Annotated in this window: 5 protein-coding genes; 4 read left to right on the forward strand and 1 reads right to left on the reverse strand. The window is 67.9% G+C overall.

Annotated elements, in window-relative coordinates; translation table 11 throughout:
- Positions 1-6 precede the first annotated feature (6 nt).
- Positions 7-1,017: a LacI family DNA-binding transcriptional regulator gene (locus ACFXQA_RS12890; protein ID WP_394520273.1), complete on the reverse strand. Its 1,011-nt coding sequence runs from the start codon at positions 1,015-1,017 to the stop codon at positions 7-9.
- Between the two features lie 146 nt (positions 1,018-1,163).
- Between ACFXQA_RS12890 and ACFXQA_RS12895 the strand changes: the two genes are divergently transcribed.
- From ACFXQA_RS12895 to ACFXQA_RS12910, 4 genes are all read left to right on the forward strand, one after another.
- Positions 1,164-3,176, forward strand: a complete 2,013-nt coding sequence (locus tag ACFXQA_RS12895) for a beta-galactosidase (RefSeq protein WP_394520274.1) — start codon at positions 1,164-1,166, stop codon at positions 3,174-3,176.
- Positions 3,173-4,087 carry a carbohydrate ABC transporter permease gene (locus ACFXQA_RS12900; RefSeq protein ID WP_394520275.1) on the forward strand — a complete coding sequence of 305 codons (915 nt, stop codon included), beginning with the start codon at positions 3,173-3,175 and terminating at the stop codon, positions 4,085-4,087. Before ACFXQA_RS12895 ends, ACFXQA_RS12900 begins: the two co-directional genes overlap by 4 nt.
- Positions 4,084-4,989: a carbohydrate ABC transporter permease gene (locus ACFXQA_RS12905; RefSeq protein ID WP_394520276.1), complete on the forward strand. Its 906-nt coding sequence runs from the start codon at positions 4,084-4,086 to the stop codon at positions 4,987-4,989. The genes ACFXQA_RS12900 and ACFXQA_RS12905 overlap by 4 nt, the downstream gene beginning before the upstream one ends.
- An 86-nt stretch (positions 4,990-5,075) precedes the next feature.
- Positions 5,076-6,401, forward strand: coding sequence for an ABC transporter substrate-binding protein (locus ACFXQA_RS12910; protein ID WP_394520277.1), 1,326 nt, complete (start codon positions 5,076-5,078; stop codon positions 6,399-6,401).
- Positions 6,402-6,475 lie beyond the last annotated feature (74 nt).

The raw sequence follows: 6,475 nt of genomic DNA on the forward strand, positions 1-6,475 counted from the left end.
CCGCACTCAGGCCGACGCGCGCCAGACCACGGGGCAATCGAGCAGGATCGGCTCGGGGTCGCCGCCCCTGAGCTGATGCAGCACCGACCTCGCCGCGGCGCTGCCGAGCTCGGTCGCGGGCTGGTGCACGGTCGACAACGGCGGGTCGCAGCGGAGCGCCCAAGAGCTGTCGTCGAAGCCCACGATTCCCACATCGCCCGGGATGCTGCGACCGGAGGACTGCAGCACCTCCATCGCGCCGGCGGCGACGGCATCGCTCGAGGCGAAGACCCCGTCGAGGTCGGGGGCGCGTTCGAGCAGTTGGCGCATGCCCGCTTGTCCGTCGGAGTAGGAGTACAGCGGGACGCTCTGCACGAGCGACGGGTCGAAATCGCTGCCGAGGGCATCGACGAATCCGGCCAATCGATCGGCTCCGGAGTCGCGGTCGAGGGCTGCCGCGACCATGCCGATTCGCCGCCGCCCGGTTGCGGCCAAGCGCGTGGTGATCTCCCGTGCCGCGCTGCGGTTGTCGATCGCGGCGTACGCGGCGGTGCCGAGGTCGCGCGGGTGCCCGACGAAGGCGGCGGGGATGCCGAGATCGCGGACGGCCTTCGTGATGGGGTCGCCCACGCGCGCGGAGACGACGATCACGCCGTCGATGAGGCCCCCGCTGAGGTATTGGGTGAGGCGATCCACGTCGCGGGCGCTGTCGGCGATGAGGCATGCCATCTGGTAATCCGCGTCGGAGAGCGTGGAGTTCGCGCCGAGGAGGATCGAGGCGATGTTGGGGTCCTCGACGAAGAGCGAGTGCGGCTCGTGCACGATCAAGCCCACCGCCTGGGAGCGCTGGACGACGAGGCTGCGAGCCGCGCGGTTCGGGGTGAAACCGACTTTCGCGATCGCCGCGTCGATCGCCGAGCGGGCTTCGTCCGAGACGTAGCGCTGCCCGTTGAGCACGCGGCTCACCGTTCCACGGGAGACTCCGGCTTCGACAGCGACGTCGTTCACCGTGGCGCGTCGTCGCCTCGTTGCCTCCATGTGGCCCATCGTATGTGCACGCGCACATGCCAGGCGGCTCATGTTGACAGCCGTGGGAGCGAGACATACTCTGTTCACGTTCACAGAACCTCAGCGCAGAGGAACAGCGCCTCGGTCTGTGCACGTTCACACAACCGAGGAGCTCGATGACCACCGCCCGCCGCCCGTTCGTTCACGACGGGATCGCCTACGGCTGCGACTACAACCCCGAGCAGTGGGATCCGTCGGTCTGGGCCGAAGACGTCGCGCTGATGACCGAGGCCGGTGTCGACCTCGTCGCGATCAACGTGTTCGGGTGGTCGCACATCGAGCCGCGACAGGGCGAGTTCGACTTCACCGCCCTCGATCGGGTGATCGACCTTCTCGCCGCCGCGGGCATCGGCGTCAACCTCGGCACCGGTACGTCGTCGACCCCGCCGTGGCTCACGCGCCTGCACCCCGAGATCCTGCCCATGACCGAAGACGGCACGCTCCGTTACCCGGGCGGGCGTCAGGCCTGGTGCCCGAGTTCTCCCGTGTTCCGCGAGGCTGCCCTCGCGCTCGTCGACGCCGTGGCCCGCCGATACGGCTCGCACCCGGCCGTCGAGCTCTGGCATGTCTCGAACGAACTCGGTTGCCACAACGCCCTCTGCTACTGCGACACGAGCGCCGCGGCCTTCCGTGTCTGGCTCGAGGCCCGCTACGGCACGATCGACGCGCTCAACTCCGCCTGGGGCACCGCGTTCTGGAGCCAGACCTACCGCGAATGGGATGAGATCCTTCCGCCGCGCGCGACCCTTTCGACACGCAACCCCGGGCAGCAGCTCGACTTCCACCGCTTCAGCTCCGACACGCTGCTCGACTATTTCCGGGCTGAGGCAGAGATCATCCGTGCGATCAGCGACAAGCCGGTCACGACGAACTTCATGGTCACCGCGCACATCGAGAACCTCGACTACTGGTCGTGGGCCGCTGACATGGACGTCATCGCCAACGACCACTACCTCGACAACCGCCTCTCCGATCCCCGGACCGAGCTGTCGTTCGCGGCCGATCTGACGCGTGGACTGGCCGGCGGCGAGCCGTGGCTGCTCATGGAGCACTCGACGGGCGCGGTCAACTGGCAGCCGCTGAACCGCGCCAAGGCCCCCGGTCAGATGATCCGCAACTCGCTCACCCACGTCGCTCGCGGCGCCGACGCGGTCTGCTTCTTCCAGTGGCGCGCCTCGGTGCAGGGGAGCGAGAAGTTCCACTCGGCGATGCTTCCGCACGCCGGCACCGACTCCGCCCTCTGGCGCGAGGTCGTCGAGCTCGGCGGCATCGTTGATCGCATCGCCGAGGTGGCCGGCTCCCGCGTCGTCTCCGAGGTCGCGATCGTCTTCTCGTGGGAGGCGTGGTGGGCGACTCAGACCGAATCGCGGCCCAGTCACGAACTCGGCTATCTCGAGCAGATGCACGCCGCCTACGCGGCGCTGTACGCCCAGGGCGTCTCGGTCGACGTCGTCGCGCCGGGCGCCGACCTGTCGGGCTACCGTCTGGTCGTCGCGCCGGGTCTGCACCTCGTGCGGGCCGCCGAAGCATCCGTCATCACCGACTGGATCGCCGCCGGCGGCACGGCCGTCGTCACGTTCTACTCGGGCATCGTCGATGAGAACGACCGCGTGTGGACGGGCGGCTACACCGGTCCGTTCCGGCAGGCGCTCGGGGTCGCCGTCGAGGAGTTCGCACCGGTCGCGGCCGGGGAGCCGCTGCGTCTCACGTCGGGAGCGACCGCATCGCTGTGGTCGGAACGGTTCCGCGCCACCACCGCCGCGGTCATCGACTCTTTCGCCGACGGCCCGTCGGCGGGCGGCCCGGCCATCACCCGCAACACGTGGGGCGAAGGGGCGGCGTGGTACGTCGCTACCCTGCCCTCGGCGGCGGACTACCGTGCGCTCTTCGCGCGTGTGGTCGCCGAGGCCGGAGTCACCGCCACGGCGCGCGTGCGGGCGGGGTCGGACGTCGAAACCGTACGCCGCCGCGGTGAGAACGCCGACTATCTGTTCGTGATCAACCACGGTGGCGATGTGGCGGTCGCCGAGGCGACCGGACACGACCTGGTGACGGATGCTGCGGTGTCCGGCGAGATCGAGATCCCGGGCGGAAGCGTCCGCATCATCCGAGAGGAGGCGCTGGTATGAGCGTCGCTGTCAGGGCGGGAACCCGCCCCCCGAGGGAACGCAGACGACGGGTCGCCCACAAGGGTGCCATCGCCATGTTCCTCGCGCCGTTCGGCGTGCTGTTCGGCCTGTTCTACCTGCTGCCGATCGTGTACGCGATCTGGCAGTCGCTGCTCGTCGTCGAGCGCGACGGTACCTACGGTGCGCCGCGCCAGGTGTTCGGCTGGTTCGCCCAGTACGCGCTCGTGTTCCAGAACGGCCCGTTCTGGGAGTCGGTCGGTCGCGTTCTGACGTTCGGTGCCGTGCAGGTTCCGGTGATGCTCGGTCTCGCGCTGCTCTTCGCTCTGCTGCTCGACTCGCCGGCGCTGAAGGGCAAGCGCTTCTTCCGCCTCGCGTTCTTCGTGCCGTACGCGGTGCCGGGCGTGATCGCGGCGATCATGTGGGGATTCCTCTTCTCGCCCAATCTGTCGCCGTTCACCGGGGTCACCCAGTCGATCGGGTTCCTCTCGCCCGAGCTCGTGCTCTGGTCGATCGCGAACGTCGTGACCTGGGTCTACGTCGGCTACAACATGCTGATCATCTACTCCGCTCTCCTCGCCATCCCGCAGGAGGTCTACGAGGCCGCCCGCCTCGATGGCGCCGGACAGGTGCGGATCGCGTGGTCGATCAAGATCCCGATGGTCGCCCCCGCGATCGTCCTCACGGCGATCTTCTCGATCATCGGCACGCTGCAGCTCCTCGCGGAGCCGCAGGTCTTCCGTTCCTTCAGCTCGGCGGTGTCGAGCACGTTCACCCCCAACATGACGGTGTACGCGACGAACTCGATCCCCAACATCAACCTCGCGGCGGCATTCTCCGTCGTGCTGGCGCTGGCGACGTTCATCCTGTCGTTCGCCTTCTTGAAGCTCACCCAGCGGAAGGCCGACCGATGAGCCTGCTCACCCGCACCGCAGGTGCGACATCCGACGACGTCACCGCACCCAAACGTCGGGGCCCGCGCGAGAGCCTGTTCTCCCGCTCCGCGGCACTGATCGTCATGGGCGTGTTCACGCTCTACTTCCTGCTGCCGATCTGGTGGCTGTTCATCGCCTCTACGAAAGACCGCGGCCAGCTGCTGACCACCCCGTCGCTGTGGTTCGCCGACTTCAACCTGTTCGAGAACATCGGCGCCCTCGCCGCGTACGGCGACGGCATCTACTTCCGCTGGTTGCTGAACAGCCTCGGGTACGCGGGGCTCGGTGCCCTCCTGGCCACGGTCGTGGCGAGCATGGCCGGGTATGCGCTGGCGAAGTACCGCTTCCCGGGTCGAGAGCTGTTCTTCAACGTCGTGCTCGGTGGCGTGCTCGTGCCGGCCACGGCGCTGGCGTTGCCGCTCTTCCTGCTGTTCAGCCAGGTGAACCTCACGAACACCTATTGGGCGGTGCTCCTGCCGAGCATCGTGAGCCCGTTCGGGGTGTACCTGAGCCGCATCTACGCCGCGGCGAGCGTGCCCGACGAACTGATCGAGGCCAGCCGACTCGACGGTGCCGGTGAAGTGCGCACGTTCTTCACGGTGTCGGCGCGACTCATGACGCCGGCGCTCATCACCGTGTTCCTCTTCCAGTTCGTCGCCATCTGGAACAACTTCTTCCTGCCGCTGATCATGCTGCGCAGCGAAGAGTTCTTCCCGGTGACCTACGGCCTCTACGCCTGGAACACCCAGCTCAATCAGATCCCGGAGCTGCGCACCTACGTGCTCGTCGGGTCGCTGCTGAGCATCATTCCGCTCATCGTCACGTTCCTGCTGCTCCAGAGGTTCTGGCGCAACGGGCTCGGCAGCGGCTCCGTCAAGTAGCAGCTCGTCCCACAGACCCCCGCCCGACGGCTTCGGCCCGACGGCCTCCTTCGCACCCCTGCACCACCCAACAAGTGAGGAAGAACATGCAGCACACCAAGAGAGCAGTCGCCATGGGCGTCGCACTGCTCAGCGCGATCGCGCTGGCCGGATGCTCCACCGGATCGACCGACACCAGCGGCGAGGCAGCCGCGTGCGCGCCGTCCGAGGGCGACGTCACCCTCGAGTTCACGTCGTGGATCCCCGGCATCGAAGATGCCGCCGCGATGTGGAACGAGCAGAACCCCGACATCCAGGTCGAGGTGCAGACCGGCCCGAACGGCAACTCCGGCACGTACCAGAACTTCTTCAGCCAGCTCGAGGCCGGCAACGCGCCCGACCTCGGTCAGATCGAGTACGACGCGCTGTCGAGCTTCCGCGTGCAGGACGGCCTCGAGGACCTCTCGAACTGCGAGGACGTCGTGGCGGCCGAGGCCGACTTCATCCCGTGGACCTGGAACCAGGTCACCCTCGGTGGCGAAGGCGTCTACGGCATTCCGCAGGACTCCGGCCCCATGGCGCTGTTCTACCGTTCCGACCTGTTCGCGCAGAACGCCATCCCCGTCCCCACGACGTGGGAGGAGTACAAGGCTGCCGCTCGGCAGATCCGCGCTCTGGGTGGCTACATCACCAACTTCTCCACCGCCGACATCAACCAGTTCGCCGGCTTCGTCTGGCAGGCGAACGGTGACTGGTTCACCAACGACGGCGAAGCCTGGTCGGTCGACCTGACCGGCGACGCGTCGACGACGGTGGCGGACTACTGGCAGGAGCTCCTCGACGAGGACCTCGTCGCCACCTACCCGGCGTGGACCGAAGAGTGGAATAACGCCTACAACTCCGGCCAGGTCTGGAGCTGGACCTCTGCCGTCTGGGGCGCGAACTCGATCTCGAGCGGCGCACCCGACACCGCAGGCAAGTGGTCGGTCGCTCCCGCCCCGCAGTGGGAAGCCGGCGACACCGCGGCCGGTAACTGGGGCGGCTCGTCCGTCGCCGTCTTCAAGGGCAGCGAGCACGTCTACGAGGCCGCGAAGTTCGCCCTGTGGCTGAACACGTCGGAGGAGGCGCTCACCGCGCTCAACGAGTCGGCGAACATCTACCCCGCGACGACCGCAGGTCTCGACCTGCCCTCGCTGCAGGAGGGCGTCGAGTTCTACGGCGGCCAGGCGATCTACGATGTCTTCGCCGAAGCTGCCGCCGAGGTCAACCCCGACTTCGTGTGGGGCCCGACCATGACGCAGACCTACGCCGACGTGTCGGACGGCTTCCAGAAGGCCGTCACCGGGCAGGGCACGCTCCTCGAGGCGCTCGAGTCGGCGCAGTCGTCGACCGTCTCGACGCTCGAGGCGCAGTCGATCCCCGTCGCTGAATAAGGAAGCATCCTCGTGATCCACCACCTCCGTGGGGAGGGGGTTGGGGGCCCTGTCTAAGGCCACGGGACAGGGGG

The sequence above is a fragment of the Microbacterium shimangi genome, from assembly GCF_043556445.1.
GTDB lineage: Bacteria > Actinomycetota > Actinomycetes > Actinomycetales > Microbacteriaceae > Microbacterium.